Origin of the sequence: Isoptericola sp. NPDC056618, assembly GCF_042792715.1 — a bacterium.
GTDB classification, from domain to species: Bacteria; Actinomycetota; Actinomycetes; order Actinomycetales; family Cellulomonadaceae; genus Isoptericola; species Isoptericola nanjingensis.
On record NZ_JBHTVZ010000001.1, the window covers coordinates 417,938 to 442,230 of the forward strand.

Here is a 24,293-nt window from a genome sequence, read left to right on the forward strand (position 1 = left end):
CGGGCCCGTCGGGCCGTCAGGCGCGGAGGGTCCGCGCCACGAGCCGGGCGGCGATGCCGAGGAGCAGCAGCCCGAGGGCCAGCAGCGGCAGGGTGCCGCCGCCGAACCCTGTCTCCGGGAGCTGGCCGCCGGGAGTCTCCGGCTGCTCCGGCGTGGTCGGGCGGGCCGTGTTCGTGAGCGTGACGGCGTTGAGCTCCTCGTCGTCCGTGTGGATCACCACCCAGCCGTCCGCGTCGGGCTCGAGCTCCTGGCCGTCGATCGCCCAGCGCGGCGGGGCCCAACTGCTGCCGTCGACGGCGGGCGGGTCGGCCTCGCGGATCTCGACGGTGGTGCCCAGCGGGACGTCGTCCGCCACGAACGGGTCGCCGAGCACGAGGTCGCCCTCCTGGACCGGGCCGTCGTCCACGCGGTACTCGACCGGGAAGGCCGTGCCGTCGGGCAGGTCGGCGCCCTCGACCAGCTTCTCCACCCGCAGCGTGGTGGTGGGGACGGCGGTGTTCGTCACGGTGAACGCCGTGGTGCCCGCACCCTCGTCGATCGTGAGGCTGCTGCCCGGGGACCAGGTCGGGACGGCCCAGGTCCAGCCGTCGGGCAGCATCGCGTCGGAGGGCGGGTCCTCGGTGACGTGCAGCGTCGTCCCCACCGGGAACTCGCGGTCCGGGCCGAAGGCGGACCCGTCGGCCGGCACGGTGAGCACGCCCTCGTCGGTGCTGCCGTCGGGCAGCGTGGCCGTCCACGGGACGGCGAACCCGTCGCCGCTCACGTCGCCCGGTTCGGCGCCCTCGAGGGCCTTCGAGACCTCGAACGTGCCGTGCTCCACCGTGGCGGAGTTGGTGACGGCGACCTCGGCGGTCTCGCCGTCGCCCACCGTGATCTCGCTCGGTGTGATCGTGGGCTCGCCCCAGTCCCAGCCGGGCAGGTCGGGCAGGTCCGCCTCGTCGAACGTGACGGTGGTGCCGGCGGGGAAGTCGAGCGGCTCGTCGTCGGCGTCCGTCGGGGCGACGGGCTCGCCGTCCGGGGCGAGGGTGGTGGAGCCGCTGGTGGTGGTGCCGTCGACGTAGGTCGCCGTCCACCCCACCGTGAACTCCGTGCCCTCGGGCACGTCCTCGGCGTGCGGGCCGTCGAGCGTCTTCGCCAGCTCGAACGTGCCGGTCGCCACCTGCCCGACGTTGGACACCTCGAGCGCGACGGTCTCGTCACCCGTCAGCTCGATCGGGTAGAAGCCGTCCTCGTCCGGGTCGGTGAGCGGCTCCCCGTTCGCCGTGAGCACCGGGTCCTCCCACGTGATGCCGTCGTCGGCCGTCGGCGCGGGCTCGCGCACCCACACGGTGCTGCCGGCGGGGATGGGCTCGCCGTCGAGCAGCGTGTCGACCGTGACCGGGTCGCCGACGGCGATCTCCCGCTGCCGGCCCTCGCGCGGCCCGCCGGGCGGGTCGAACGTGTACTCGATCGAGAACTGCGGTTGCGGGTCGACCGGGGCGTCCAGGTCGAGCACCTTGACGACGCTGAACGACGCCGTTCCCGACTCCGGCACCAGCAGGTTCGCGAGATCGACGGTGACGGCCTCGCCGCCGCGCTCGATGGTGAACTCCTGACCGGGGCTCCACGTGGGGTCGCCCCAGTCGTAGCCGTCCGGCGCCGCGCCGGCGTCGATCTCCACGAGGCGGATCACGGTGCCCACCGGGAATGTCGTCGGCTCTCCCTCGTCGTCCACCGGGCCCCGCGGCTCGAACGTGCCGTCCGGGCCTGCCACCAGCTCGATGGTGCCGGAGGCCGTGCCCACGCCACCCCCGGGGTACTCCGCCTCCCACCGGACCGTGACGGTGGTCCCCTCGGGCACCGTCGGCGAGTCCTCGGTGCCGTCCGATGCGGTCTTGGCGACCTCGAACGTGCCCTCGGTGCGCTCGGCCGTGTTCGTCACCGTCGCGGCGACGACGCCGTCGCCGTCGGCGGTGATGGTCACGGGGTTCGGGGCGACGGTCGGCGCCTCCCACTCCCAGCCGGGCACGTCGGCCGGCGTCTGCTCCTCGAACGTGATCACGGTGCCGACGGGGAACGTCTGCGTGGTGCCGTCCACTGCCGTCGGGCGCACGGGCGAGCCGTCCGCGGACAGCGCGAGCGTCCCGGACCCGAGCACCTCGCCGTCGGGCGACGTGGCGGTCCAGTCGACCGGGAACGTCGTGCCCTCCGGCAGGTCCTCCGCGGCGATGCCGTCGAGCTCCTTGGACAGCTCGAACGTCCCGAGCGGCTCCCCGCACGGGACGGTGCCGGCGAACAGGAACGAGTGCACCTCGCCGCCCAGCAGGGTCACGTCCTGCCCGACGACCTGGCCGTCGAGGGGCGCCGCGTCCACGGTGACGTTCGCGTTCGGCGCGAAGATCGACCCGTCGATGCGCTCCCCGGTGTGCGCGACGGTCACGTCACCCGTGACCGCGGACAGGTCCCACAGGATGTACGGGGAGTACTGGCCCTGCGGGTCGACGCGGAGGCCGTGCACGTCGGTGGTGCCCGCGGGCACCCGGATGATCAGCGGGTTCGCCCGCCCGGGCGTGGGGCTCCCCGCCGAGAACTGGAGCAGGCTCGCGCCCGCGACGTCCTCGTACGCGACCACGTTGGGCCGGTCGGCCGCGAGCGGCGAGAGCACCTTGCGGTCGCCGTCGTCCTCCGCGACCGTCACGTGGTGGGCGTGCTGGCCGTCGGGATCGGTGATCGTCGCCAGGCACTCGGTGGTGTCGTCGAGGCTGGCGTCCTGGTTCGCCTGCACGTACCCCGCGACGACGTCCTGCGTGTCGCCGGTCTGCTCGGTGAAGATCGACGTGTTGCTGCCCGTCGGGGGCTCCGCGTCGCCGGGGTAGGTCTGCGCCGTCGCGTCGATGAGCGGGGGGTTGGAACCCTGCTCCGACACGCGCACCCAACCCTCGCCCCGGGCCGACGTGTCGTACGGCCCGAGGTCGCGGTCCACCGTCTTGAGGGTGCCGACGTTCTCGGGCGTGGTCGCACCGCGGCTGGTGATGTTGACCTCGCCGACGTTCCGCGTGGTGTCCGGGTCGAACCGGCCGATGAGGAGGCGCGTCGGGTCGCCGTCGACGGTGGGGATCGTGTAGTCGGCGGTGCCCGCGGCCACGTGGATCACGGCCCACTGTGCCACCGTCGTGTCGGTGAGGTTCCGCCCGGCGGCCAGCGAGCCCTCGAGCTCCTGGTTGCCGACGATCGCGTCGCGCTGCGCGTACACGGTGAACCCGCCGGACGAGGAGAACGGGTTGACGTCCCCGTCCGCCGCGGCGGACGCGGGCGGTGCCGTCGCCGTCTGGGCCCCGAGGCCCACCAGCCCGCCCAGCGCGAGCGCGGCGGCCAGCAGGCCGCTCGTCGTCCTGCGCCCGACCGCCGTGCTCGTCCTTCGCATGTGTCGCCCCCGAGACATCACAGACATCGCGTACCTCGCGACACTCTAGGGACCGGCGACCCGGGGCGCAGGATGGTCGCGCTCCCACCTTTCGGGGCTCGTTGAACGGCCGACGAACGCTCGGCGAACATCTTCCGCGACCGCCTCGGACGGCCTCCGGCCTGGCCATACTTCCGCTTGTGCACGACGAGATCACCCGCCTGGCCCGCCACGTCGCCCCCCGCCGGACGGCGCGCGTCGCGTCGGTCGCGGCGCTGGCGCAGCCGGTGCTGGTGGTGGGTTCCACGCTGCCCGTCGGGCAGCTCGAGGTGATCTTCCGGCGTCCGGAGGTGGGCTCGGTCGCGGTGCAGGACGACGCCGCACCCGCCCGCACGGGCATCGTCACGCGGGCCGGCCTCACGGCGGCGCTCACCGGACGCCTCGGCTACGGGCGCGCGGTCCTGGAGCGCCGCCCCACCGGGGCCGTCGCGGACTGGTCGCCCCTCGTCGTCGAGCCCGGCACGGCACTGGCGGACGTCGCGACGCTCGCGATGGCCCGCACCGCGGACCGACGGTACGACGACGTCCTGGTGGGCGGGCCGTCGGGCTGGGGCGCGGCGAGCACCGCCGACGTGATGCGCGCCGTCGTCGCCGAGCTGGCCGAGCGCTCCACCCACGACCCGTTGACCCGCCTGCCGGGGCGCGCCGCCACCTGGTACGCACTGCGGCACCGCTGCGCGCTCGTGCGCGGCGGTGCGACCCGTGTGGTGCTGGTGCTGCTCGACGTGCGGGACATGGCGCGGCTCAACGCCGACCACGGGCAGGACGCCGGCGACGCGGTGCTCGCGGCGCTCGCGGCGCGGATCGGGGCGGCGCTGCCCGCCGGCTGCGAGGTGGGTCGCGTGGAGGGCGACGGCTTCGCCGTCCTGGCGACGTTGCCGGCGATGGACGACATCCAGGCGGCGGCGTCCGCGGACGCCCTGCGGCAGCACCTGCTCGCGCAGCTCGCCGTGCCGTCAGGCGGGCCGGAGGGCGGGCTCGACGGCGTGGCGTGGCCGGCGCTGCACTCGGCCGCCGCGTGGTCGCTGGCAGGTGCCGCCGACACGGACCAGCTCGTGGCCCAGGCGGAGCGGCGCCTGCGGCGGGAGCGCCGCGCGGCGACGCTGGTCTGACGATCGCCCAGGACGACTCCTCCCAGGACGACGCCTCGGCTGCGGCCCCCGGACAGCAAAGAGCCCGCGGGCCGGAGGTCGAACCTCCAGCCGTGCTGGACGAGGGCACGGCACCCGCGGGATCCGGTGGTCGCGAGGAACTCGCTACCCGTCCCGTGCGCCGAACGGTCCGACGAATGATCAGGTCGTCAGGCCGACAGCGCGAAACGCTCAAGGGCGCACGCGACTAGCGCGCGACCACCTCATGGGTCCGAAGAGTCTTCACTTCTCCGATCACCTCCTTTCTCATGTGCCGACGACGCTACGCCCGCCCGGCGAGGGAGGCCAAGGGTTTTCCTCAGGGTGAACTCCGCAGCGCGATCCGACCGGGATCAGGCTCGCCGCAGGTGCGCCCACTCGCCCGGGTAGTCGTCGAGCCACTGGGCGAGCGAGCGCGCGGGCCGGCCGACGAGCCGGCCGACGTCGTCGGAGACGTGCGCCAGCTCGCCCGCGGCGATGGCGGTGTACGACGTGACCCACCCGTCGAGCTCGAACGGCTCCGCCCCGTACCCGGCCCGGGAGACGTACGCCTCCTCCTCGGTCTCGGGGTGGTAGGAGAGGTCGCGGCCGGCGGCGCGGCCGAGCGTGGCCGCGACCTCGTCGAGGGTGAGCGCCTGCGGCCCGGTGACCTCGTAGACGGCGCCGTCGTGCCGGGCGGGCCGCTCGTCGAGGATGACGGCGGTGGCGACGTCCGCCACGTCGTCGTGCGACACGGCCGCCACGCGCCCGTCCGCCGCCGGACCGCGGATCACACCGTCGTGCCCGACGAACGTGCTCAACGCATGGAAGTAGAGGTTGTCGCGCAGCACCGTCCAGCGCAGCCCGGTGCGCGCGGCGACCCCGGCCAGGTGCTGCTCGGTGTGCCAGTGGTCGCGGGCGAACGTGAAGACGGCGTCGGGCCCGGCGCCCGCGAACGACGTGTAGACGAGCCGCTCGACGCCGGCCGCCGCCGCGGTGTCGATCATCGCGGTGTGCTGCGCGACGCGGTCGGGCGCCTCGCGCACGCTCACCAGGAACACGGTGCGCACGCCCTCGAAGGCGGCCCGCATCGCGGTGGTGTCGCGGTAGCCGTCGGCGACGGCGACCTCGCACTCCGGCAGCGCCCGCCCGTCCGACAGCCGCGGGGCGCGCGCCGGGTCGCGCACGACCAGCCGCTGCCGCGCCCCCTCCGCCGCGAGCCGGAACGCCAGTCGTGACCCGAGCCGCCCGCTCGCGCCGGTCACGGCGATCAGCCCGTCCGCCGCCCATCTCGCCATGCCTCACGGTAGGCACGGATCGGAGGCCGGGCTCGGCGAGAGGCGAGAATGGGCCCGTGACCGCCACCCCGTACCGCGTGATGACCGTCTGCACCGGCAACATCTGCCGCTCCCCCATGGCCGAGATCGTGCTGCGCGACCGGCTCGAGGCCGCCGGGCTCGGCGACCGCGTGGTCGTGGACTCCTCGGGCGTGAGCGACGAGGAGCACGGCAACCCGGTGGACGGCCGCGCGCGCCGCACGCTGGCCGCGCACGGCTACCCGACGGGCGACGGCCACCGCGCCCGCCAGGTCAGCTCCGCGGACCTCGCCGACCACGACCTGGTCCTGCCCATGACCGCCCAGCACGCCCGCCGCCTGCGCCGCCTCGCCGACGGTGCAGCGGGCTCCGCAGGCCTCGCCGAGATCCGGTTGTACCGGTCGTTCGATCCCGACGCCCCCGTCGTCGAGCCGGGCGGCGACGAGCACCTCCTGGACGTCGACGACCCCTGGTACGGCGACGAGTCCGGCTTCGAGACCACGCTGGCGGAGGTCGAGGCCGCCGCCGACGGGATCGTCGACCACGTGCGGGCGCGTCTCAGCGCGTGGTCGACTGACCGAACGGCGACGTCTCGCTGATCTTCAGGCGTCGGAACGCGTCGACGAGCCACGACTCCGCGGCGTCGAGCCGTCGTCGGCGCTGCCACAGCAGGTCGACGGACACGATCCAGTCCGTGTGCGGGTACGCCTCCAGGGCGAGCTCGACGAGCCGCCCGCTGCGCAGCTCCTCGCGCACCAGGAGGCGCGGGAGCGTCGCCCAGCCCACGCCCGACCGGGCCAGCGAGATGAGCGCCTCGTAGGAGTCGGCGGTCCAGGTCTGCACGGACTGCAGGTACTCGCTGGTGGGCAGGGCGCGCGCGTGGGCGTCGTACGCGATACGGCGGTGGGCGCGGAGGTCGTCGAACGAGGGCCGCGCGATCTGCGCCAACGGGTGATCGCGGTGCGCGATGTGCGCCATGATCACCTTGCCGAGCTGGTGGAACGCCAGGGTCTCGTCGTAGTCCGGGACGGCGAACGCGACGCCCACGCTCGCCTCGCCGCGCAGCACGGCCGCGGCGGCGTCGCCCTGCGCGGGGTTGCGCAGGCGCACGTCGGTGTGCGGGAAGCGGGCGGCGAACGCGGTCAGGACCGGCTGGATCAGGGCGTGCGGGGCGGCGACGGCGAGGGTGACGCTGGTCGGGACCCCCTCGGCCAGGGCGTCCCCGTGCCGCTCGAACGACACGCTGCGGTCGTACAGCGCCTGGGCCTCCAGCAGCATCGCCTCGCCCGCCGCGGTGAGGGACGGGCGGCGGGTCGAGCGGTCGAACAGCTCCGTGTCGAGCGCGATCTCGAGGTTCGCGATCGCGACGCTCACCGTCGACTGGGAACGCTGCATCGCGCGAGCGGCCGCGGAGAACGAGCCGTGCCGGGCGACGAGGACGAACGCCTCCACCTGGTCGATCGAGAATCTCACGCGCGCAAACTATCGGATCTGTCGATAGAAACTCAGTTCTGCCATCGAAAGCTGCGCCCGTAGTCTCCCGGTCACTGGCAACGAGGCCCATCCCGCCCGAGCAACGACGCCCGGGTCACGAGGAGAGGAGAGCCCCATGACTGTGCAGCTCCGTCCGGGGCGGTCGAACCGCTCGACCGCCACCGGGAACGACCGCCCGACCGACCCCGTCGACGAGATCCTCCCGGCACGGTCGATGATCACGCTCGGCCTGCAGCACGTGCTCGTCATCTACGCCGGCGTGGTGGCCGTGCCGCTCGTGCTGTCCGGCGCCCTCGGGCTGACGTCGTCCCAGACCGTCACCCTCATCAACGCGAACCTGCTGCTCGGGGGCCTCGCGACCCTGGTCCAGACCCTCGGGTTCTGGCGCTTCGGCGCGCGGCTGCCGCTGATCCAGGGCGCGTCGTTCATCGCCCTGTCGCCCATGCTGCTCATCGGCACCGAGTACGGGATGACGGCCGTCGTCGGCTCGTGCCTCGTCGCGGGCGCGCTGGCGATCTGCCTGGCGCCGGTCTTCTCGCGCCTGCTGCGGTACTTCCCCCGCGTCGTGATCGGCTGCCTGATCACGGTGGTGGGGATCTCGCTGATGCCCGCCGCGGCCGGGTGGCTCGGCGGGGGCGAGGGGGCCGACGACTTCGGCGCGCCCCGCCACCTGCTGGTCGGGCTGCTGACGATCGTCGTCACGCTCGTCGTGTACGTGCGGTTCAAGGGCCTGCTGTCCGCCCTCGCGGTGCTCGTCGGTCTCCTCGTCGGGACGGTCGTGGCCGTCGCCGCCGGCATGAGCGACTTCTCCGGCGTCGGCGACGCGGCGTGGTTCGGCGTCTCCGCGCCGCTCGCGTTCGGCGTCCCGACCTTCGAGCCCGTGCCGATCCTCGTCATGACCCTCGCGATGGTCGTCATCATGGCCGAGACCACCGGCAACACACTCGCCATCGGGCGCATGGTGGGCCGGGAGATCACCCCCCGCCGGCTCGGCGACGCCTTCCGCGCCGAGGGGCTGTCCACCATGGCCTCGAGCCTGGCCAACGGGTTCCCGCTCAACGCCTTCAGCCAGAACACGGGGCTGATCGCGATGACCAGGGTCCGCAGCCGCTACGTCGTGGCCGTCGCGGGCGTCATCCTCGTCGCCCTGGGCCTCGTCCCCAAGCTCGGCGCGGTGATCGCGGCCGTGCCGCCGGCGGTGCTGGGCGGCGGGGCGATCGTGATGTTCGGGATGACCACGGCCGCAGGCATCCAGGAGCTCGCGCAGGTGCGGTACCAGGACACGCCGAACGCGCTCATCGTCGCGATCTCCATCAGCGTCGGCGTCCTCCCGATGGCGATGCCGGAGCTGCTGGCCGACGTCCAGGGCCCGCTGCGGATGGTGCTCGAGAGCGGCATCTTCCTCTGCGCGATCGTCGCCGTGCTCATGAACGCCCTGCTCAACCGCCGTGGCGCGGACGACCCGCCCGCCGAGGCGGCGCCGTCCACGGACCCTGCCACCGACGCGGCCACCGACTCTGCCGCCCGCCCCGTCCCCACCCTGAGGAGCGCCTGATGACCGACCTGCCGACCGACACCGACCTCTCCCTGCTGCGCGAGGCGATCGCGCTCTCCGCCGACGCGAAGGCGCGAGGACGCCACCCGTTCGCGGCGCTGGTCGCCACCGCCGACGGGCGGGTCGTGTCCCGCCGGGGGAACAACTCGATGCCGCCGGAGGGCGACCCCACCCAGCACGCCGAGCTCACGGCCGCGGCGGAGGCGGCCCGGGCGCTCTCGCCCGAGGAGCTGGCGGGCGCCACCCTCTACACCAGCGCGGAACCGTGCGTCATGTGCACCGGCGCCGTGTACTGGTGCGGCATCGGCCGCGTCGTCTACGCGCTCTCCGAGACGCGGCTGCTCGACCTCACCGGCGACGACCCGGAGAACCCGACCTTCGCCCTGCCGTGCCGCGACGTCGTCGCGCACGGGCAGCGGGAGATCGAGATCGTCGGCCCGCTCCTCGAGGACGAGGCCGCGGCCCCGCACGTCGGGTTCTGGACGCGCCGGTCGGACGCCGGGGCAGCCTGACCGGCCGCCGTCGTCGCACCGCCGTGGCCCGTCCGGGAATCCCGGGGCGGGCCACGGCCTCGCGGTGGAAGGATCGCCCCATGACGACACCGCCTGCCCCCCTCACCGTCCGCCGTGCCCGGGAGGACGAGTGGCGCGAGACCCGCGACCTGCGCCTGGCGGCGCTCCAGGACCCGGCGGCCCCGGTGGCGTTCCTCGAGACGCACGAGGTCGCGGCCGCGCGGCCGGACGCGTTCTGGCAGGAGCGGGCGCGCGGCAACGCGACGAGCGACGCGGTGGCGGCGTTCGTCGCCGTCGACGCCGCCGGGCGCTGGGTCGGCACGACGACCGGCCTGGTCGAGGAGCCGGGCGCGACCGACGTCCTGGGCGGGCCGGTCACGCAGCGGCAGGTGCACCTGGTGGGAGTGTTCGTGCGGCCTGAGCACCGCGGCGCCGGCCTGCTGGCGCGGCTGTTCGACGGTGCCCAGGACTGGGCGCGGAGCCGCGGCGTCGAGCGGGCGCGACTGTGCGTGCACGTCGACAACCCGCGCGCCCAGGCCGCCTACCGCAAGCTCGGGTTCACGCCGTCGGGCGAACGCTTCGTCCTCGATCAGGGCGAGGAGGTCGAGCTGGTGCGGGCGCTGTGACCGCCCGCCGCGTCGGGCGGCCGCGGCCGAACGTGCGGCGCCACCAGGCGGCCACGCCGTGCGGTTCCGGCTCGGCCGTCGGCGACACGGCGGGCACGTAGGCGCCGACCCAGCGGGAGATCTCGCGCCAGACGACGTCCCGGACGGCGGGGGCGGAGAGCGTGACGTCGTGCATGGCGCCGTCGATGCGCACCAGCGTGACGAGGCTGCCCAGCGCGGGCACCCGGCGCGCGACGCCGCCCACCTCGAGCACCGAGTCGGTGGTCATCATCTCGGGGCTCCACCGCACGGGCGCCGTCGAGCGGGCGGACAGCAGCACCAGCACCGGGATGTCGATACCGAGCCCCCGGGACACGCGCTCCTGCCCCTGGAAGATCGCGGACAGCCACGCCGGGGTCGTGCGCCAGCCCATGTCGGGCCGCCAGGCCGGGTCGATGTCCCATGCGCCGTCGAACCGCCGCGAGACGCTGCGGGTGTAGAACCCGAGGTCCACGTTCACCAGGTGGCTGCGCGGCGCGAGCGCGGCCTGGGCGCGCAGGCCCGGCTCCAGCATCCAGCGGCCCACGCTGCGGGTCTGGAACTCGAGCCACGGGCTGTTGAGCACCAGCGCGTCCGCGCGGCCCGGACGGTGCGACACCCACAGGCTGAGCACCAGCCCGCCCGTCGAGTGGCCCATGAGCACCAGTCGACGGCCCGACGACGACTTCGGGCCGTGGCCGAGCACGGCCAGCGCGGCCTCGATGTCCTCGTCGTACGTCGCCAGCGCGGTGACGAAGCCCGGCGTCTGGTGCTCGCGCAGGCTGCGGCCGTACTTGCGCAGGTCGAGGGCGTAGAACCGCGCGCCCTGCCGCTCCCAGAACGCCGCGAGGTGGGTCTGGAAGAAGTAGTCCACCCAGCCGTGCACGTACAGGACGTCGATGCCGGCGTCCCGCCCGGGCGTCGCGACGCCCGGGTCGACGGCCCTCCGTACCAGCGTCGCGACGACGTCGCCCTCGAAGTCCGGCTCCAGCGGCAGGGTCAGCCGCTCGAAGCCGGGCAGCGCGTCGGGCTCCCACGCGCTGCTCGTGCCGGCCTGCTCCACGACCCGAAGGTATGGAACTCGGCACGCCCGCGCGACCGGGCCGTGCCGGACGACCGGCTACACCACGAGCCAGAGCAGCCAGGTGAAGACCAGTCCGAGGACGGCGATGATCGTCTCCATCACCGTCCAGGTCTTCAGCGTCTGGCCGACGGTCATGCCGAAGTACTCCTTGACCAGCCAGAACCCGGCGTCGTTGACGTGCGACAGGATGAGCGAGCCGGCGCCGATGGCCAGCACGAGGAGCGCGAGGTGCGTCGGCGTCAGGCCTGTGGCGAGCGGCGCGACGATGCCCGACGCGGTGACGATCGCGACCGTCGCGGACCCGGTCGCGATCCGCACCAGCACGGCGATCAGCCAGCCGAGCAGCAGGATGGACAGGCTCATCGCGACGGCGGCCTTGCCGATGGCGATACCCGTGCCGCCCTCGACCAGCACGGCCTTGAAGCCGCCGCCGGCACCGACGATCATCGTGGCGCTCGCGATGGGCTTGAGGCTCTCCGTCATCTTCGAGCCGAGGGTGCCGAGCGCGAACCCGACGCTGGTGCCGAACGTGATCATCGCGAGCAGGACGGCGATGAGCAGCGCCACCAGCGGCTCGCCGATGAACGACACGAACGGGAAGAACCACGAGTCCGGGCTGGCCCAGACCTCGACGCCCGCGCGCACCAGCATGAGGATCACCGGGCTGAGGATGGTCACCAGGGTGAGCACGAAGGTGGGGTTGCGGGTCTTGACCGTGCCCGGCTCTCCGGAGCCGCCCGCCTCCTCGGCGACGATGCCCCCGCCACCGCCCTGCGCGCCGATCGGCACCAGCTTCGCGGCGAACCGGCCCCACACCGGGCCGGCGATGATCACGGTGGGCACGGCGATGAGCAGACCGAGCGCCATGGTGATGCCGACGTCGGCGCCGAGGTTGCCGATGGCGGCCAGCGGCCCGGGGTGCGGCGGCACGAAACCGTGCAGCACCGACAGCCCGGCCAGCGCCGGCATGGCCAGCAGCATCGCCGGCAGGCCCGAGCGCCGGACGGCCAGCATGATCACCGGGATCAGGAGGACGAGCCCGACCTCGAAGAACATCGGGATGCCGATGAGGAACGCGATGAGCGCCATCCGCCACGGCAGGCTCCCGGTGCTGCCGCGGAAGATCTTGTCGACGATCTCGTCCGCTCCCCCGGAGTCGGCGAGCAGCTTGCCGAGCATGGCGCCCAGCACCACCAGCACGCCGACGGTGCCCAGCACGTCCCCGACGCCGGTCTCGAACACCCCGGCGACGTCGCCGAGCGGGATGCCGGACCCGATCGCCACGAACAGGGACCCGATGGTCAGGGCCAGGAAGCCGTGCATCTTGAGCATCGTGATGAGGAGCACCACCACGGCGATGCCGATGGCGGTGACCACCAGCACCTGCGTGTCGTGCTCCGACCACGGCTGGTTGATCAGCTCGAGCGTGTCGTCGTCGTCCCCCGCGGCCTGCAGCAGTGCGTGCATCGGGTTCCTCCTGTCTCAGCGGGTGCCGCTCCCGGTGCGTCGCAGCGCGCGGCCGGGGAGGGCGTCGGTGCGTGCGCCGTCGTCGATGACGGCGACGCCGTCGACCAGGACCAGGTCGATGCCCCTCGCCTGCTGGCGCGGGTCCTCGAAGGTGGCGGTGTCCTGGACGGTGTCGGGGTCGAGCAGCACGAGGTCGGCGGCGTGGCCGGGGCGGACGAGGCCGCGGTCGACCAGCCTCAGCCGCGCCGCGGGGCGGCCCGTGAGGTGGTGCACGCAGTCCTCGAGCGTGAGGACGCCGAGCTCGCGCACGTACCGCGCAAGGTAGCGCGGGAACGTGCCCCACGCGCGCGGGTGCGGGCGGCCGCCCACGAGGATCGCGTCCGAGCCGCCGGTGTGGGTGCGGTGCCGCATGATCGCGCGCACGTTCTCCTCGTGGCCCACGTGCTGCAGGATCGTCGTGCCGAGCCGGTCGGCGATCAGCTGCTCCACGAACACGTCGCCCGGCGCGCGGCCCTCGTCGCGGGCGATCGCCTCCACGGTGCGGCCCACGCGGTCGGCCAGCGCGGGGTTCTGCACGCCGCTGATCTCGATGGTGTCCCACTCCGCGACGCAGCCGTGGCAGCCGTCGGTGCCGACGTGCTCCAGCTCGTACAGGATGCGACCGCGGTCCGCGGGGTCGGCCAGCCGCGCGAGCAGCGCGTCCGTGCCGCCCGAGAACGACCAGCTCGGCAGGATCGCGCTGAGCGTCGTCGAGCCCGGCAGGTAGGGGTACGTGTCGAGCGTGATGTCGACGCCGTCACCCAGCGCCGCGTCGATCAGGGCGAGCAGCTCGCCCGCGCGGCCCTTGTTGGGGGCGAAGTTCATCGTCGCGTGCGTGAGGTGCAGCGCGCAGCCCGTGTCGCGGGCCAGGTCGATCATCTCGGCGTACGCCTCGAGCGCGCCCTTGCCGTACGACCGGTGGTGGGGGCTGTAGTAGCCGTCGTGCGCGGCGACGACGCGCAGCAGCGCGGCGAGCTCGTCGTCGTCGGCGTACATGCCCGGCGTGTACGTGAGGCCGCTGCTCATGCCCAGCGCGCCCTCCCGCATCCCCTGGGCGAGCAGCTCGCCCATCCGGGCGACCTCCGCGGGCGTCGCCGGGCGCTCGTCCGGCCCGACGACGAGGTGCCGCAGCGTGCCCTGCGGCACCAGGTAGGCGGCGTGGCACGCGATCCCGCGGTCCAGTCGGTCGAGGTAGCCGGCCACGGACTCCCAGTCCCAGGCGAAGCCCGGCGGGTCGTCGTTCCAGCCCGCGATCTGGGCGCGGACGGCGGTGCGCGTGCGCTCGTCCACGGGCGCGAAGGACAGGCCGTCCTGGCCCAGCACCTCCAGCGTGACGCCCTGGCTCACCTTCGCCGTGTGGTCCGGGTTCGCGAGGATCTGCACGTCGGAGTGCGCGTGCATGTCGATGAAGCCGGGCGTCAGCGCGCGGCCCCCGGCGTCCACCGTGCGGTGCGCGCCCGCCGCACGGGCGTCGGAGCGGCGGTCGTCGACGGCCGTGATGCGCCCGTCGGCCACGGCGACGTCGGCGACGACGCCCGGTGCGCCCGTGCCGTCGAGCACCAGCGCGTCGCGGATCAGCAGGTCGGCGGCCATGCCCCTGCCCCTCAGAACCAGGTCCGGACGAGGTCGACGACGACCGGGTCGGCCGCGTCGGCGTCGTCCACCACCGGCACGAGCGTCCACTTGTCCATCGCCGTGCAGGGGTGCGACAGGCCCAGCCGCAGCTCGTCGCCGATGCGCAGGTCGACGTCGGCCGTGGCGTCCCAGCGCAGGAAGCCGTGCTGGTCGTTGAGGGCGGTGACCTGGACGCCGGTCACCGGGTCCGGCGCATCGCCGTCCGTGCGCGGGCGGCGCAGCTGTACCTCGGGCAGTCCCTCGTCGAACGGCAGGTCGCGCTTGCCGGCGTCGAACAGCGCGAGGCCCGGCTCGGGCTGCGAGCTCACGCGCACCCACCCGTGCATCGCGCTGCGGAACCCCGGCCCTCCGCTGCGCGGCTCCTCGCCCAGCGGGGAGATGTGCCGGTAGAAGCCGTCGTCGTGCACGACGTAGGCACCGCTGCGCAGGACCACGCGCGTGCCCGCCGCGACCAGCGGCGCCATGACCTCGTCGACGACGTCGAAGTACGCGCTGCCGCCCGCCGTCACGACGGGCACCTCCACCTCGTAGCGGCCGTCGGCCGCGAGGCGCTCGTGCACCTCGACCATGTCGCGCAGGTAGCCGCGCACCACGTCCCGGCTGTGGGCGTCGGAGTCGTGCGCCAGCGCGCCCTCGTACCCGCCGACGCCGGCCAGGCGCAGGTGCGGGGACGCGACCACGCGCTCCGCCGCCGCCAGCGCCGTGTCCAGGTCGCGGGCGCCCGTGCGGCCGCCGGCGCCGCCGCGCTCGACGAGCACGTCGATCGGCGGGCGCGAGCCCGAGGCCTCGACGTGCGCCGCCAGCGCGTCGTGCATGAGGTCCACCGTGACCGGCGAGTCCGCCCAGACCAGCACCCGCAGGTCCCGGTCGGCGGCCAGCTCGTCCGTGATCCAGCGCAGCGCGAGCGGCGAGATCACGGTGTTCGCGACCATCACGCGGCTCACGCCGAACTCGAGGGCCACGCCCAGCTGGAACGGGTTCGCGACCGTGATCGCCCACGCCCCGGCGTCGACCTGCTCGGCCCACAGCTGCGGCGCCATCGTCGTCTTGCCGTGCGGGGCGAGGTCGAGGCCGCGCTCCGCGCACCAGTCGGCCATCACGCGCAGGTTGGTGTCGAGCGCGGACCGGGACAGCGTGAGCAGCGGGGTCGGCAGCTGCGACAGGCGGGGACGGCGCTCGCGGACCTCCGCGACGGTCAGCCCCCACAGCTCGGGCGGGATCGCCTTGTGCCGCCAGCCGACGCGCTCGACCTCCCGGGCGGCCACCTTCTCGCGGTCGATCCGACAGGTCTCCTCGGCTCCGGTACCGTCCATCGTCAGGCCCTCCTCGTTCCCCCGTCGACGGTGCGACGATGCCGCACCCGCCGCTGAAATGCACGCCGGGTCCAGAGTGGCCGTACCACCCCCGAAAGGACGAGCACATGGCTGAGCAGACCTCGAAGACCGCGATCTCCACCGACCAGGCCCCCGCCCCGGCCCACACGTTCCACCAGGGCGTGCGGGTCGGCAACCTGCTGCAGGTCTCCGGGCAGGGCCCCGTGGACCCGGCGACCAACGAGTACCTCTACCCGGGCGACGTCGCCGCGCAGACGACGCGCACGCTGCAGAACGTCGAGGCGATCGTCAAGGCCGGCGGCGGCACGATGGCTGACGTCGTCATGCTGCGCGTCTACCTCACGACCCGCGACGACTTCGGCGCCATGAACGACGCGTACGGCGCGTTCCTCACCGAGCGGCTCGGCCCGGACGCCGTGCTGCCGTCGCGCACCACCGTCATGGTCGGCCTGCCCCGCGAGGAGATGCTCGTCGAGATCGACGCGCTCGCCTACGTGGAGTGAGCCTCGGCCGGGCGGGCGAGGTCCGGCGCGGGCAGGTACGTCACCGGCACCTCCGGCACGACGTCGCGCAGCCAGTCGGCGAAGAACGCCATCCCCGCCTGCTCGGCCGGCACGTGCCCGGCCACGACCAGCCCCTTCGGCGCGCCCCGGCCGGTCGTGCCGAGGTGCGCGGCGTCCAGCGCGTACGACTGGGTCTCCCACTCGTGGGCCTCCCCCACGACGACGGCGTCCACGTCGGCGCGGCGCAGCAGCGCGCGGTTGCGCGCGAAACCGCGGAACCCCAGGTCCAGGCCCACGCGGCGCACCCGCTGGTCGGGGTCGCCCACGAAGCGGGCCGTCCGCGAGCCGAGCGCCGTCGCGACGTGCGCGGCCAGCTCCCCCAGCGTCGCCGGGGCGACGTCGCACACCGACGCGCCCTCGGCGGCGGGGTCGAGCGACCAGCCCAGCGCGCGGGCCGCGCCCTCGTCGACGCCGTCCGGGCGCCGGTCGTGCCAGGCGTCGTGCGCGCGCCACAGGACCAGGCCGTGCTCGGCCACGAACGCGCGCTTGGCGGCGAGCACGGGATCGCCCTCCACCTCCAGGTCGGGCACCGAGGCCCCCGTGTGGTCGTAGTCGGGCGGCTCGTGCGTGACGACCACGTTCGCGCCCGCCGCGACGGCGCGCTCCAGCACCTCGAGCGTGGCCAGCGTCGTCACGGCGACGCCGCGCACCACCGTGCCGGGGTCGCCGGCCACCAGGCCGTCGACCGTCGTCGGCCGCCGCGTCACGGCCAGGGCCGCGGCCGCGCGGGAGAGCAGGCACGCGGCGGTGAGGGTCGGGTCGTGGGGCGTCGTCACGGCGCCACGGTAACCGCCGGCGCCGACGCGCTCGTGCCCGGCGCCCTCACGCCCCGCGGAGCAGCTCCGGCAGCCCGGTGACGTCGTCCAGCACGTGCTCCGGCCGCGGCAGCGCGTCGTCGTCGGCCTGCCGGGCGAACTTCCCCGTGCGCACCAGCACCGTGCGGACGCCCGCCGCGCGACCCATCGCGACGTCCGACGAGCGGTCGTCGCCCACCACCCACGTGCGCCCGGGCTCCGGCGCCGGGCTGACGGTGCTCAGCGCGAGCCGCAGGAACTCCGTGCTCGGCTTGCCCAGGGTGCGCGCCGTCACCTCGGCGCCGTGCTCGATCGCGGCGACCACCGACCCGGTGTCGAGCGCGGGCCGGCCGTCGCGCAGGAACCAGCGCCCGTGCTGCAGCGCCAGCAGCTCCGCTCCGCCCAGGACGGCGCGGAAGGCGGCATCCAGGGCGGGGTAGCCGAGCACGTCGTGGACGTCGCCCACGATGACGTGCGTCGGGTCGTCCTCCGGCCCGACGACGTCGAGACGCGCGGCGAGCTGGTCGCGGACGGCGGCGGTGGCGAGCACGTGCACCCGTGCGCCGGTGCCCTCGAGGTCGGCGACGGCCGCGTCCACCGGGGTGAACAGCTCGTCCGCGTCCAGGCCGAGACCCATCCCCCGCAGCCGCGCGACGATCGACGCCGAGTCCTGGGAGTCCGTGTTGGTGACGAAGCAGACGGCGTGCCCCGCGTCGCGCAGCGCGGCGACCGCGGCGTCGGCGCCGGGGACCAGGCGGTCGCCCTCGTGGACCGTGCCCTGCAGGTCGAGCAGGACGGCGTGCGCGGTCACGGCCGCGCTCCCCCGGTCGGGACCGGCCCGGGCACCCGCAGCGCCCTGGCGTGCAGCAGGTCGCGGACCCGCGCCGCGAGGTCGTCGGGCGACGCGCCGGCGTCACGCAGGACGGTGCCGTCCGCCGAACCGCCGTCCGCCGCGCCATCGTCATCCGCGCCGTCCGCCTCGGCCGCGAAGGCCGCGTGCATGTCCCGCGTGGCGCCGGGGTCGTCGAAGCCGTGCCCCGTCCGCGCGGCCACTCGCGCGAGGCACACGTCAACGGGCGGCAGCAGGACGGCGCGGTGCACGGCGACGCCGGCACCGGCGGCGCGGGCGGCGAGGTCCCGGGTGGCGTCCCGGTGCAGCACGCCGTCGTAGACGACCCAGGCGTCCGAGCGGGCGAGCTCCACGGTCGCGGCGAGAGCGGCCCGACCCGCGGGCACGGTCTGGGGCGCGGCCTCCGGGAGCCAGGGGTCGACGGCGCCGCGCCGCCACCGGCCGAAGAACCAGTCCGCCTCGAGCAGCGCGGACGGGTCGAGCAGGTCGGCCAGGGCCGCCGCGACGGCCGACTTCCCCGAGCCCGGCGGCCCCGTCACCACGACGACGTCAGCCACGGGGCCTCAGAAGATCCCGCGGGCGCGCCGGCGCTCGCGCCACCGCTGCACCTCGCGCTCGACGTCGCGCGTCGGCGTCACGACCGGCGGGCCGCCCATGAGCTGCCGGCGGGCGTCGACGACCCGCGCGTTGAACTCCTCGACGGTCTCCCTGACCCGCTTCTCCTCGGGCTCGCGGTCGAGCGTCTCGTCCAGCTCCGCGTCGTCGCGGCGCAGCTGCGCGGCCGGGAGGACGCCGGTGATCTGCTCGCGCTCCACGAGGTTCTTGAGCCACCAGTCCGGGTCGTGCGTGCCGCGCAGCCCGGGGATCGGCTTGCCCTCCAGCGGCAGGTCGTCGAACTCGCCGCGCCGGATCGCCTGGTCGACGACGGTGTCCACCCACAGAGCGCGGTCGTCCATGCGGCGCCTGGCCCGGCCCGGTGCGGCCCCCTCGTCGGGTGCGGCGTCGCCGGCCTCCTCCGCGGCCGCGGTGTCGGCGGCCGCCTCCCGGTCCACCTGGTACTGCGCGGCCCGGCGCGCCGGGTCCGTCTCCTTGTCCTGGCGTCGTCGGAACATCGGCATCCCCCTCGGGTCGGCTGCTCCCAGCCTAGGGGCGGACCGGGCCGCCGCCGCGGGGACCGGACCCGGCATGATGACCGTATGAAGGTCTCGCGCCGCAGCCACGTGCCGCCGTTCGCCGTCATGCAGGTGCTGGCCACCGCCAACGAGCGGCGTGCCGCCGGCCACGACGTGCTCAACCTGTGCGCGGGCGAGCCGTCGACCGGCGCCTCGGACGTCGTCCGGGAGAAGGCGGCGGAGCTGCTGCGCACCGCGGACCTCGGCTACACGGAGTCGATGGGCGTGCCCGCGCTGCGCCGCGAGATCGCCGGGCACTACCGGCGCTGGTACGACGTCGACGTCGACCCGGCGCGGATCGCCGTGACGACCGGGTCGAGCGGGGGGTTCCTGCTCGCGTTCCTCGCGGCCTTCGACGTCGGGGACCGGGTCGCGCTGGCCCGCCCGGGGTACCCGGCGTACAAGAACATCCTCGCCGCGCTGGGGTGCGAGGTGGTGGAGCTCGACTGCGGCCCCGACACCCGGTACCAGCCGACCGTCTCCCAGCTCATGGAGGCGTACTACGCGGGCGGGCTGGACGGCCTGGTCGTGGCCTCCCCCGCCAACCCGACCGGCACGATGCTCCCGCCCGCCGAGCTGGCCGCGCTGGCACGGTGGTGCGAGGAGCACGACGTGCGCCTGATCAGCGACGAGATCTACCACGGCATCGCCTACTCGGCCGACGTACAGCAGGCCACGGCGGCGATGTACACGGACGCCGGGGCCGTGGTGGTGAACTCGTTCTCGAAGTACTGGGCGATGACGGGCTGGCGGCTGGGCTGGCTCGTCCTGCCCGACGAGCTTGTCGGCCCCGTCGACGCGCTCGCAGGCAACGTGGCCCTCTCGCCTCCGGCGCTGGCGCAGCACGCGGGCGTCGCGGCGTTCTCCCCCGCCGGATACGCCGCCGCCGCGGAGAACGTGGCCCGGTACGCGGCGTCGCGCGCCGCCCTGCTCGACCGCGTGGACGAGCTCGGCTGGCGCCCCGTCGCGCCCGCCGACGGCGCGTTCTACCTCTACGGGAACGTCGCGGGCTTCCGCGACGCCGTGGGCGGCGACTCGGTGACCTACTGCCGCCGCCTGCTGGCCGAGGCCGACGTCGCGATCACCCCCGGTGCGGACTTCGACGTCGTGGGCGGGGGCGACTGGGTGCGCCTCTCCTTCGCCGCCGCGCCCGACGTCGTCTCCCGCGCCGTCGACCGCATCGTCGCCTGGCACCGCACTCTCTGACGCCGAGGTGGTACGCGCCTCCGCGAGGTCGTGCGGTCCTTGCGAGGTCGTGAGAAGGAAGGCGAGGGCGGGGTGGCGCACCGTTCGTGGGTGCGAGACGGCGCCTCGTGCGGGAGGCTCGCACTACCTCGCGGGGGTGCGTACCACCTCGGCAGGCCCGGTACTACCTCGGCAGGGCTGGCACTACCTCGTGGACGGAGGGCGGATGATCCGGCTGGTGACGGCGAACGTCCAGCACGCGCTGGTGGACGGGCGGCAGGTGGACCTCGACCGGCTCGGGGAGGCGCTGGCCGCGCTGGACGCCGACGTCGTGGCGCTGCAGGAGGTGGACCACGGCCAGGCGCGGTCCGACGGGGAGGCGCAGGCGTACCGGGTCGCCACGGCGCTCGGGATGCCCGAGCACCGCTTCGTCCCCGCGGTCCGCGGGTCGCTCGACCCGGCGTGGCGCCGTCGCCGGGCCCCCCGCACGGCCGCGGGCGACGACGGCCGACTGCCCGCCCCGCCCGGCTACGGGATCGCGCTGCTGAGCCGGCACCCGGTGCGCGCCTGGCACGCCATGCGGCTGCCCGGCCTCAACCTGCCGGGGGTGCCGCCGCTCGGCGTGGACGAGCCGCGCGTCGCCGTCGCGGCCGCCGTGGCGACCCCCGACGGTCCGCTGACCGTCGTCGCCACGCACCTGTCGAAGAGCGAGCCGTGGAAGGGCGCTCAGCTGCGGCGGCTGCGGCGCCGGCTCCGGCACGCGCCGCGCCCGCTGGTGCTGCTGGGCGACCTCAACACCCGGGGTGACCTGCCCGCCCGGCGCACGGGCTGGCGCGAGCTCGTGCACGTGCCGACCTATCCGCGCACACGGCCCTGGCTCCGCATCGACCACGTGCTCGCCGACGGCCCGGTCGCCGCGGCCGCCGCCGCGCGGGCCGTGGACCTGGGTGTCAGCGACCACCGCGCCGTCGTGGTCGACCTGGCGCTCGACGCCGCACCCGGTGAGGACGCGGGATGACGGACGAGCCCACCGGCGGTGTGCCCGACCGGTCCCACGGCCGCCCGGAGACGCCGGAGCAGCGCTCGGACCGCAACTGGAACGAGCTGCTGCAGGAGCTGCGCGTCATGCAGACCGGCGTGCAGATCCTCACCGGGTTCCTCCTGATCCTGCCGTTCCAGAGCCGCTTCGGGGACCTGGACGACTACCAGCGGACGGTGTACCTGGTGCTCGTGCTGGTGTGCGTGGCCACGACGGGGCTCCTCGTCGCGCCCGTCGCGCTGCACCGGGCGCTGTTCCGCAAGCACCTCAAGCGCTCGGTGGTCACCGGGGGCGACATGATGGCGCGCGCGGGGCTCGTGCTCCTCGCCGTCGCGCTGGCGGGCACCGCGGAGCTCGTGTTCGACGTCGTGCTGGGCCGCACGGCGGGGATCGTCGTGGGCGCCGCGTCGGCGGTCGTGCTGCTCGGGCTGTGGGCGGTGGTGCCCGCGTTCGTGCGGCACCGCCGGGAGTGACGCGCGGTCAGGCGGCGAGGTCGACGCGCTCCTGGCGCGGCAGCTCGGCGACGTCGGCCACGGGCGCGGCGTCGCTCAGGACCTCGGCGACGAGGGCGCCGGGGGCCGGCTCCGCGGAGCCGTCGACGACGGCCACGGCGTGCGGGTCGCCGGTCGACTGGACGGCGGCGAGCTGCGCGGCGGCGGCCCGCTCGGCGCGGCGGGTGCGGGCGATGGTGCGCATCGCGAAAGCGCCGATGATGACGGCGGCGACGTTCGACAGGGCGGACGGCCAGATGCCGTTCATGATCGCGATGAGGAGCATCACGGCCGCGCCGGCGACGTTGGCCAGCTGGAACTGGAGGCCGTCGGCGGTCCAGCGGCCCTTGCTCACCATGCCGTAGGCGAGGACGACGGCGATGGCGCCGACCCACCCGAGGGCAGTAATCACGGTCAGCAGGGAGATCGTCATGACGGGCACCTCCGGGGGGTCGGCATGGCACAGGTGTGCCATGGGAAGGAAGAACTGAGGATGTGGGGACGCCGCTCCCGAGACCCGGGAACCGGAGAGGTCCGGCTGGCGTCGAAACGATTCTGCAGCACGATCTGCGTTCAGCACAATCAAATCCTTCTCCGACCGGCAGTTAGTATCTCTACATGGCCACAGACCCACGGAGACTTGCCTTCCTCCTTGCCGTGCACCGCGCCGGGGGCGTGCTCGCGGCAGCAGATCTTCTGCATGTCACCCCGTCCGCGGTGTCCCAGCAGATCGCCCGGCTCGAGGCCGAGGAGGGCATCGCCGTCCTCGACCGAGGGCCGCGCGGCGTCACCCTCACCCCGGCGGGACGCGTGCTGGCCGAGGCAGGCGAGCGGATCGAGGCCGAGCTGCTCGAGGCCCGACAGGAGATCGCCGGGCTCGGCGAGGGCGTGAGCGGCAAGGTCGTGCTGGGCGCCTTCCAGACGGGGATCCGCGCCGTCGTGGCGCCCATGCTGCTCGACCTGGCCGAGCAGTACCCGGCCGTCGAGGTGGACGTGCGCGAGCACGAGCCGGCCGAGGCGATCCGCATGCTGCGCGCCGGCGACCTCGACGTGATCCTCCTCGAGCGCGACGCCGACATGGACTCCCCCGCCCCCCGCGGCGTGCACGACGTCCCGCTGCTCGACGAGCCGTGGTGCGTCGTCGTGCCGGCGGGGCTGCCCATGCCCGAGCGCCTCGACGACCTGGCGAACCTGCAGTGGGTGGGCGCCGAGGCCGACACGGCGTCCGACCGCGCGCTGCGCCGCCTCGCCCGCACGCTCGGCACGACCGTCAGCCAGCGGCACCGCTTCTTCGACTTCGACACGGCGCTCGCGCTCGTCGCGGCGAACCAGGGCGTGGCCATGCTGCCCGCGCTCGCGCTCCAGGGCGGGGACGTGCCCGAGGGCGTCGAGGTCGCGCGCCTCGCGGGCCTCGGCACCCGGCGGATCGTGGCGCGGCACCGCGCCACGCGGCACGAGCCCGGCCCGGCCGTGCGCGCCGTCGTCGACGCGATGGTCGAGGTGACCCGCGACCTCGAGCTCGCCTGAGGGGCCGCTCCCGCCCGCGACGCCGCAGGTCTCCGCCGCGCGATCTGGCGGGACCGCTCCTAGCATCGCGAGCATGAGCGACACGACGTCGGGGCCGGCCGGGTCGCCGGGGGCCGCGCCCCTGTCCGACCGCACCTTCGGCGCCGCCCGCCGCCTCTGGGGTCTGGTGTACCTGCGCGCGCTGATGTACCTGGCGGCGGGGATCGTGCTGTTCGCGAACCCCGACCGCGGGCTCGTGTGGGTGCGGTGGCTCGTCGGCCTGGTGATCGTCGTCCAGGGCGTGCTTCTCACGCTGGAGGGCGCCCCCACCAGGCGGTCGGGCCGGCCGCAGGGCACGGGCGACGAGATCAGCTGGCGGCTGATCGCGGGCGTCGTCAGCCTCGTCGCCGGCGTCCTCATCATCGTCTGGCCGTCCATGACCGGCCCGGTGATGTACCTGGTCGTGGCGGTGTGGGCGTGCGCGGCCGGCGTGGTCGGCGTCATCGGCGCGCTGCGGGGTCGCGCGCTCCGCACGACGTCGTGGGACTGGCAGCTCGTCAACGCGGTGCTGTGGATCGTGCTCGGTCTGGTGATGCTGCTGCGGCCCAGCTCGGACGTCGCCACGGGCGCGCAGCTGCTCGCGCTCTACCTGGTGCTCGCCGGCGCGGTGCTGGTCGTGGGCGCGTTCGCCACGGGCACCCGGGACCGGGACGCCCGCAAGGCCCGGGACGGTGCCGCGGCCGGGTAGGATCGGGCGCGTCACACCGCAGCCCCGGCTGCCCACAACGCGGCCGCACCTCCGGGTGCGGTTGCCGCATAGCCGCTCGAACCGCGACGGGAGAGCTCGCGCCGCGCCCCCGCAAGGTGGCCGGCCGGCGCCGAAGGAGCAACCCTCCCCGGGAATCTCTCAGGCATCCGTACCGTCGTGGCGAGGCAACTCTGGAAAGCGGCCCTGCCCCGTCCTCGCGACGGGCGGGCCCACCGACGGTGCAAGTCGGCGCGCCCCGTCGACGTCGTAGGTCACGTCTGCGACGACGCCATGGCGGACCGGCAAAACTCTCA

At 74.7% G+C, this 24,293-nt stretch carries 23 protein-coding genes and 1 riboswitch; of the genes, 11 read left to right on the forward strand and 12 right to left on the reverse strand.

Annotation, left to right across the window (positions count from 1 at the left end; translation table 11 throughout):
• Positions 1-16 precede the first annotated feature (16 nt).
• The gene (locus ACFQ8T_RS01955) at positions 17-3,403 is read right to left on the reverse strand and encodes a DUF5979 domain-containing protein (protein WP_430544875.1); all 3,387 of its coding nucleotides are present in this window, start codon (positions 3,401-3,403) and stop codon (positions 17-19) included.
• Between the two features lie 179 nt (positions 3,404-3,582).
• On the opposite strand from ACFQ8T_RS01955, the gene ACFQ8T_RS01960 reads away from it, so the two are divergent.
• Positions 3,583-4,554 (forward strand): diguanylate cyclase domain-containing protein, encoded by a 972-nt coding sequence (locus tag ACFQ8T_RS01960; RefSeq protein WP_430544876.1) that lies wholly within the window; start codon positions 3,583-3,585, stop codon positions 4,552-4,554.
• 371 nt (positions 4,555-4,925) lie between these two features.
• Here the strand turns inward: ACFQ8T_RS01960 and ACFQ8T_RS01965 are convergent, their stop codons facing one another.
• On the reverse strand, positions 4,926-5,849 hold the full coding sequence (locus ACFQ8T_RS01965) for an SDR family oxidoreductase (protein ID WP_430544877.1): 924 nt from the start codon (positions 5,847-5,849) through the stop codon (positions 4,926-4,928).
• An 80-nt stretch (positions 5,850-5,929) separates the two neighbouring features.
• Here ACFQ8T_RS01965 and ACFQ8T_RS01970 point away from each other — a divergent pair, with 80 nt between their 5' ends.
• Complete coding sequence (locus ACFQ8T_RS01970; RefSeq protein WP_430545088.1) at positions 5,930-6,466, forward strand: low molecular weight protein-tyrosine-phosphatase; 537 nt, start codon at positions 5,930-5,932, stop codon at positions 6,464-6,466.
• On the opposite strand, the gene ACFQ8T_RS01975 is transcribed toward ACFQ8T_RS01970, so the two are convergent.
• Positions 6,426-7,340: a LysR family transcriptional regulator gene (locus ACFQ8T_RS01975; RefSeq protein ID WP_430544878.1), complete on the reverse strand. Its 915-nt coding sequence runs from the start codon at positions 7,338-7,340 to the stop codon at positions 6,426-6,428. The two genes, ACFQ8T_RS01970 and ACFQ8T_RS01975, sit on opposite strands and share 41 nt — an antisense overlap.
• Positions 7,341-7,476: 136 nt before the next feature.
• Between ACFQ8T_RS01975 and ACFQ8T_RS01980 the strand changes: the two genes are divergently transcribed.
• The 3 genes from ACFQ8T_RS01980 (at position 7,477) to ACFQ8T_RS01990 (ending at position 10,054) form a co-directional block, all read left to right on the forward strand.
• The gene (locus ACFQ8T_RS01980; RefSeq protein WP_430544879.1) at positions 7,477-8,916 is read left to right on the forward strand and encodes a nucleobase:cation symporter-2 family protein; all 1,440 of its coding nucleotides are present in this window, start codon (positions 7,477-7,479) and stop codon (positions 8,914-8,916) included.
• Complete coding sequence (locus ACFQ8T_RS01985) at positions 8,916-9,428, forward strand: nucleoside deaminase (RefSeq protein WP_430544880.1); 513 nt, start codon at positions 8,916-8,918, stop codon at positions 9,426-9,428. Before ACFQ8T_RS01980 ends, ACFQ8T_RS01985 begins: the two co-directional genes overlap by 1 nt.
• An 80-nt stretch (positions 9,429-9,508) precedes the next feature.
• Positions 9,509-10,054, forward strand: a complete 546-nt coding sequence (locus ACFQ8T_RS01990) for a GNAT family N-acetyltransferase (protein ID WP_430544881.1) — start codon at positions 9,509-9,511, stop codon at positions 10,052-10,054.
• On the opposite strand, the gene ACFQ8T_RS01995 is transcribed toward ACFQ8T_RS01990, so the two are convergent.
• Genes ACFQ8T_RS01995 through ACFQ8T_RS02010 form a run of 4 tightly spaced genes read right to left on the reverse strand, consistent with a single transcriptional unit; the run spans position 9,987 to position 15,610 of the window.
• The gene (locus tag ACFQ8T_RS01995) at positions 9,987-11,135 is read right to left on the reverse strand and encodes an alpha/beta hydrolase (RefSeq protein ID WP_430544882.1); all 1,149 of its coding nucleotides are present in this window, start codon (positions 11,133-11,135) and stop codon (positions 9,987-9,989) included. The two genes, ACFQ8T_RS01990 and ACFQ8T_RS01995, sit on opposite strands and share 68 nt — an antisense overlap.
• 57 nt (positions 11,136-11,192) lie before the next feature.
• The gene (locus ACFQ8T_RS02000; protein WP_430544883.1) at positions 11,193-12,623 is read right to left on the reverse strand and encodes a gluconate:H+ symporter; all 1,431 of its coding nucleotides are present in this window, start codon (positions 12,621-12,623) and stop codon (positions 11,193-11,195) included.
• A 15-nt stretch (positions 12,624-12,638) separates the two neighbouring features.
• Positions 12,639-14,255 carry an amidohydrolase family protein gene (locus ACFQ8T_RS02005; RefSeq protein WP_430544884.1) on the reverse strand — a complete coding sequence of 539 codons (1,617 nt, stop codon included), beginning with the start codon at positions 14,253-14,255 and terminating at the stop codon, positions 12,639-12,641.
• Positions 14,256-14,266: 11 nt separating this feature from the next.
• Positions 14,267-15,610, reverse strand: a complete 1,344-nt coding sequence (locus ACFQ8T_RS02010; RefSeq protein ID WP_430544885.1) for an amino acid deaminase — start codon at positions 15,608-15,610, stop codon at positions 14,267-14,269.
• A 107-nt stretch (positions 15,611-15,717) separates the two neighbouring features.
• Here ACFQ8T_RS02010 and ACFQ8T_RS02015 point away from each other — a divergent pair, with 107 nt between their 5' ends.
• Positions 15,718-16,134, forward strand: coding sequence for a RidA family protein (locus ACFQ8T_RS02015; protein ID WP_430544886.1), 417 nt, complete (start codon positions 15,718-15,720; stop codon positions 16,132-16,134).
• Here the strand turns inward: ACFQ8T_RS02015 and ACFQ8T_RS02020 are convergent.
• Genes ACFQ8T_RS02020 through ACFQ8T_RS02035 form a run of 4 tightly spaced genes read right to left on the reverse strand, consistent with a single transcriptional unit; the run spans position 16,122 to position 18,950 of the window.
• Positions 16,122-16,970, reverse strand: a complete 849-nt coding sequence (locus ACFQ8T_RS02020; protein ID WP_430544887.1) for a Nif3-like dinuclear metal center hexameric protein — start codon at positions 16,968-16,970, stop codon at positions 16,122-16,124. The two genes, ACFQ8T_RS02015 and ACFQ8T_RS02020, sit on opposite strands and share 13 nt — an antisense overlap.
• Before the next feature lie 46 nt (positions 16,971-17,016).
• A complete protein-coding gene (locus tag ACFQ8T_RS02025) occupies positions 17,017-17,799 on the reverse strand; it encodes an HAD-IIA family hydrolase (RefSeq protein ID WP_430544888.1) in 783 nt (260 codons plus the stop codon).
• Complete coding sequence (locus ACFQ8T_RS02030) at positions 17,796-18,395, reverse strand: AAA family ATPase (RefSeq protein ID WP_430544889.1); 600 nt, start codon at positions 18,393-18,395, stop codon at positions 17,796-17,798. Before ACFQ8T_RS02030 ends, ACFQ8T_RS02025 begins: the two co-directional genes overlap by 4 nt.
• 6 nt (positions 18,396-18,401) lie before the next feature.
• Entirely contained in the window at positions 18,402-18,950 is a 549-nt protein-coding gene (locus tag ACFQ8T_RS02035; RefSeq protein WP_430544890.1) for a DUF1992 domain-containing protein, read from the reverse strand.
• A gap of 84 nt (positions 18,951-19,034) precedes the next feature.
• On the opposite strand from ACFQ8T_RS02035, the gene ACFQ8T_RS02040 reads away from it, so the two are divergent.
• From ACFQ8T_RS02040 to ACFQ8T_RS02050, 3 genes are all read left to right on the forward strand, one after another.
• Positions 19,035-20,216 carry an aminotransferase class I/II-fold pyridoxal phosphate-dependent enzyme gene (locus ACFQ8T_RS02040; RefSeq protein ID WP_430544891.1) on the forward strand — a complete coding sequence of 394 codons (1,182 nt, stop codon included), beginning with the start codon at positions 19,035-19,037 and terminating at the stop codon, positions 20,214-20,216.
• 217 nt (positions 20,217-20,433) lie between these two features.
• Positions 20,434-21,213, forward strand: coding sequence for an endonuclease/exonuclease/phosphatase family protein (locus ACFQ8T_RS02045; protein ID WP_430544892.1), 780 nt, complete (start codon positions 20,434-20,436; stop codon positions 21,211-21,213).
• On the forward strand, positions 21,210-21,707 hold the full coding sequence (locus ACFQ8T_RS02050; RefSeq protein WP_430544893.1) for a DUF6328 family protein: 498 nt from the start codon (positions 21,210-21,212) through the stop codon (positions 21,705-21,707). Before ACFQ8T_RS02045 ends, ACFQ8T_RS02050 begins: the two co-directional genes overlap by 4 nt.
• A 7-nt stretch (positions 21,708-21,714) precedes the next feature.
• Here ACFQ8T_RS02050 and ACFQ8T_RS02055 read toward each other — a convergent pair whose 3' ends face one another.
• Positions 21,715-22,158, reverse strand: coding sequence for a hypothetical protein (locus ACFQ8T_RS02055; RefSeq protein WP_430544894.1), 444 nt, complete (start codon positions 22,156-22,158; stop codon positions 21,715-21,717).
• 185 nt (positions 22,159-22,343) lie between these two features.
• Here ACFQ8T_RS02055 and ACFQ8T_RS02060 point away from each other — a divergent pair, with 185 nt between their 5' ends.
• Together ACFQ8T_RS02060 and ACFQ8T_RS02065 are read left to right on the forward strand one after the other, a co-directional pair.
• The gene (locus ACFQ8T_RS02060; protein ID WP_430544895.1) at positions 22,344-23,252 is read left to right on the forward strand and encodes a LysR family transcriptional regulator; all 909 of its coding nucleotides are present in this window, start codon (positions 22,344-22,346) and stop codon (positions 23,250-23,252) included.
• Positions 23,253-23,325: 73 nt separating this feature from the next.
• A complete protein-coding gene (locus ACFQ8T_RS02065) occupies positions 23,326-23,979 on the forward strand; it encodes an HdeD family acid-resistance protein (protein WP_430544896.1) in 654 nt (217 codons plus the stop codon).
• 77 nt (positions 23,980-24,056) lie between these two features.
• Positions 24,057-24,164: riboswitch (glycine riboswitch) on the forward strand.
• The last annotated feature ends 129 nt before the right edge of the window (positions 24,165-24,293 follow it).

Coding starts and splice junctions, on each gene's coding strand:
- ACFQ8T_RS01955 (WP_430544875.1), bottom strand. CDS start 3,403: ATGCGAAGGACGAGCACGGCGGTCGGGCGCAGGACGACGAGCGGCCTG.
- ACFQ8T_RS01965 (WP_430544877.1), bottom strand. CDS start 5,849: ATGGCGAGATGGGCGGCGGACGGGCTGATCGCCGTGACCGGCGCGAGC.
- ACFQ8T_RS01970 (WP_430545088.1), top strand. CDS start 5,930: ATGACCGTCTGCACCGGCAACATCTGCCGCTCCCCCATGGCCGAGATC.
- ACFQ8T_RS01980 (WP_430544879.1), top strand. CDS start 7,477: ATGACTGTGCAGCTCCGTCCGGGGCGGTCGAACCGCTCGACCGCCACC.
- ACFQ8T_RS01985 (WP_430544880.1), top strand. CDS start 8,916: ATGACCGACCTGCCGACCGACACCGACCTCTCCCTGCTGCGCGAGGCG.
- ACFQ8T_RS01990 (WP_430544881.1), top strand. CDS start 9,509: ATGACGACACCGCCTGCCCCCCTCACCGTCCGCCGTGCCCGGGAGGAC.
- ACFQ8T_RS02000 (WP_430544883.1), bottom strand. CDS start 12,623: ATGCACGCACTGCTGCAGGCCGCGGGGGACGACGACGACACGCTCGAG.
- ACFQ8T_RS02005 (WP_430544884.1), bottom strand. CDS start 14,255: ATGGCCGCCGACCTGCTGATCCGCGACGCGCTGGTGCTCGACGGCACG.
- ACFQ8T_RS02010 (WP_430544885.1), bottom strand. CDS start 15,610: ATGGACGGTACCGGAGCCGAGGAGACCTGTCGGATCGACCGCGAGAAG.
- ACFQ8T_RS02015 (WP_430544886.1), top strand. CDS start 15,718: ATGGCTGAGCAGACCTCGAAGACCGCGATCTCCACCGACCAGGCCCCC.
- ACFQ8T_RS02035 (WP_430544890.1), bottom strand. CDS start 18,950: ATGTTCCGACGACGCCAGGACAAGGAGACGGACCCGGCGCGCCGGGCC.
- ACFQ8T_RS02040 (WP_430544891.1), top strand. CDS start 19,035: ATGAAGGTCTCGCGCCGCAGCCACGTGCCGCCGTTCGCCGTCATGCAG.
- ACFQ8T_RS02050 (WP_430544893.1), top strand. CDS start 21,210: ATGACGGACGAGCCCACCGGCGGTGTGCCCGACCGGTCCCACGGCCGC.
- ACFQ8T_RS02055 (WP_430544894.1), bottom strand. CDS start 22,158: ATGACGATCTCCCTGCTGACCGTGATTACTGCCCTCGGGTGGGTCGGC.
- ACFQ8T_RS02060 (WP_430544895.1), top strand. CDS start 22,344: ATGGCCACAGACCCACGGAGACTTGCCTTCCTCCTTGCCGTGCACCGC.
- ACFQ8T_RS02065 (WP_430544896.1), top strand. CDS start 23,326: ATGAGCGACACGACGTCGGGGCCGGCCGGGTCGCCGGGGGCCGCGCCC.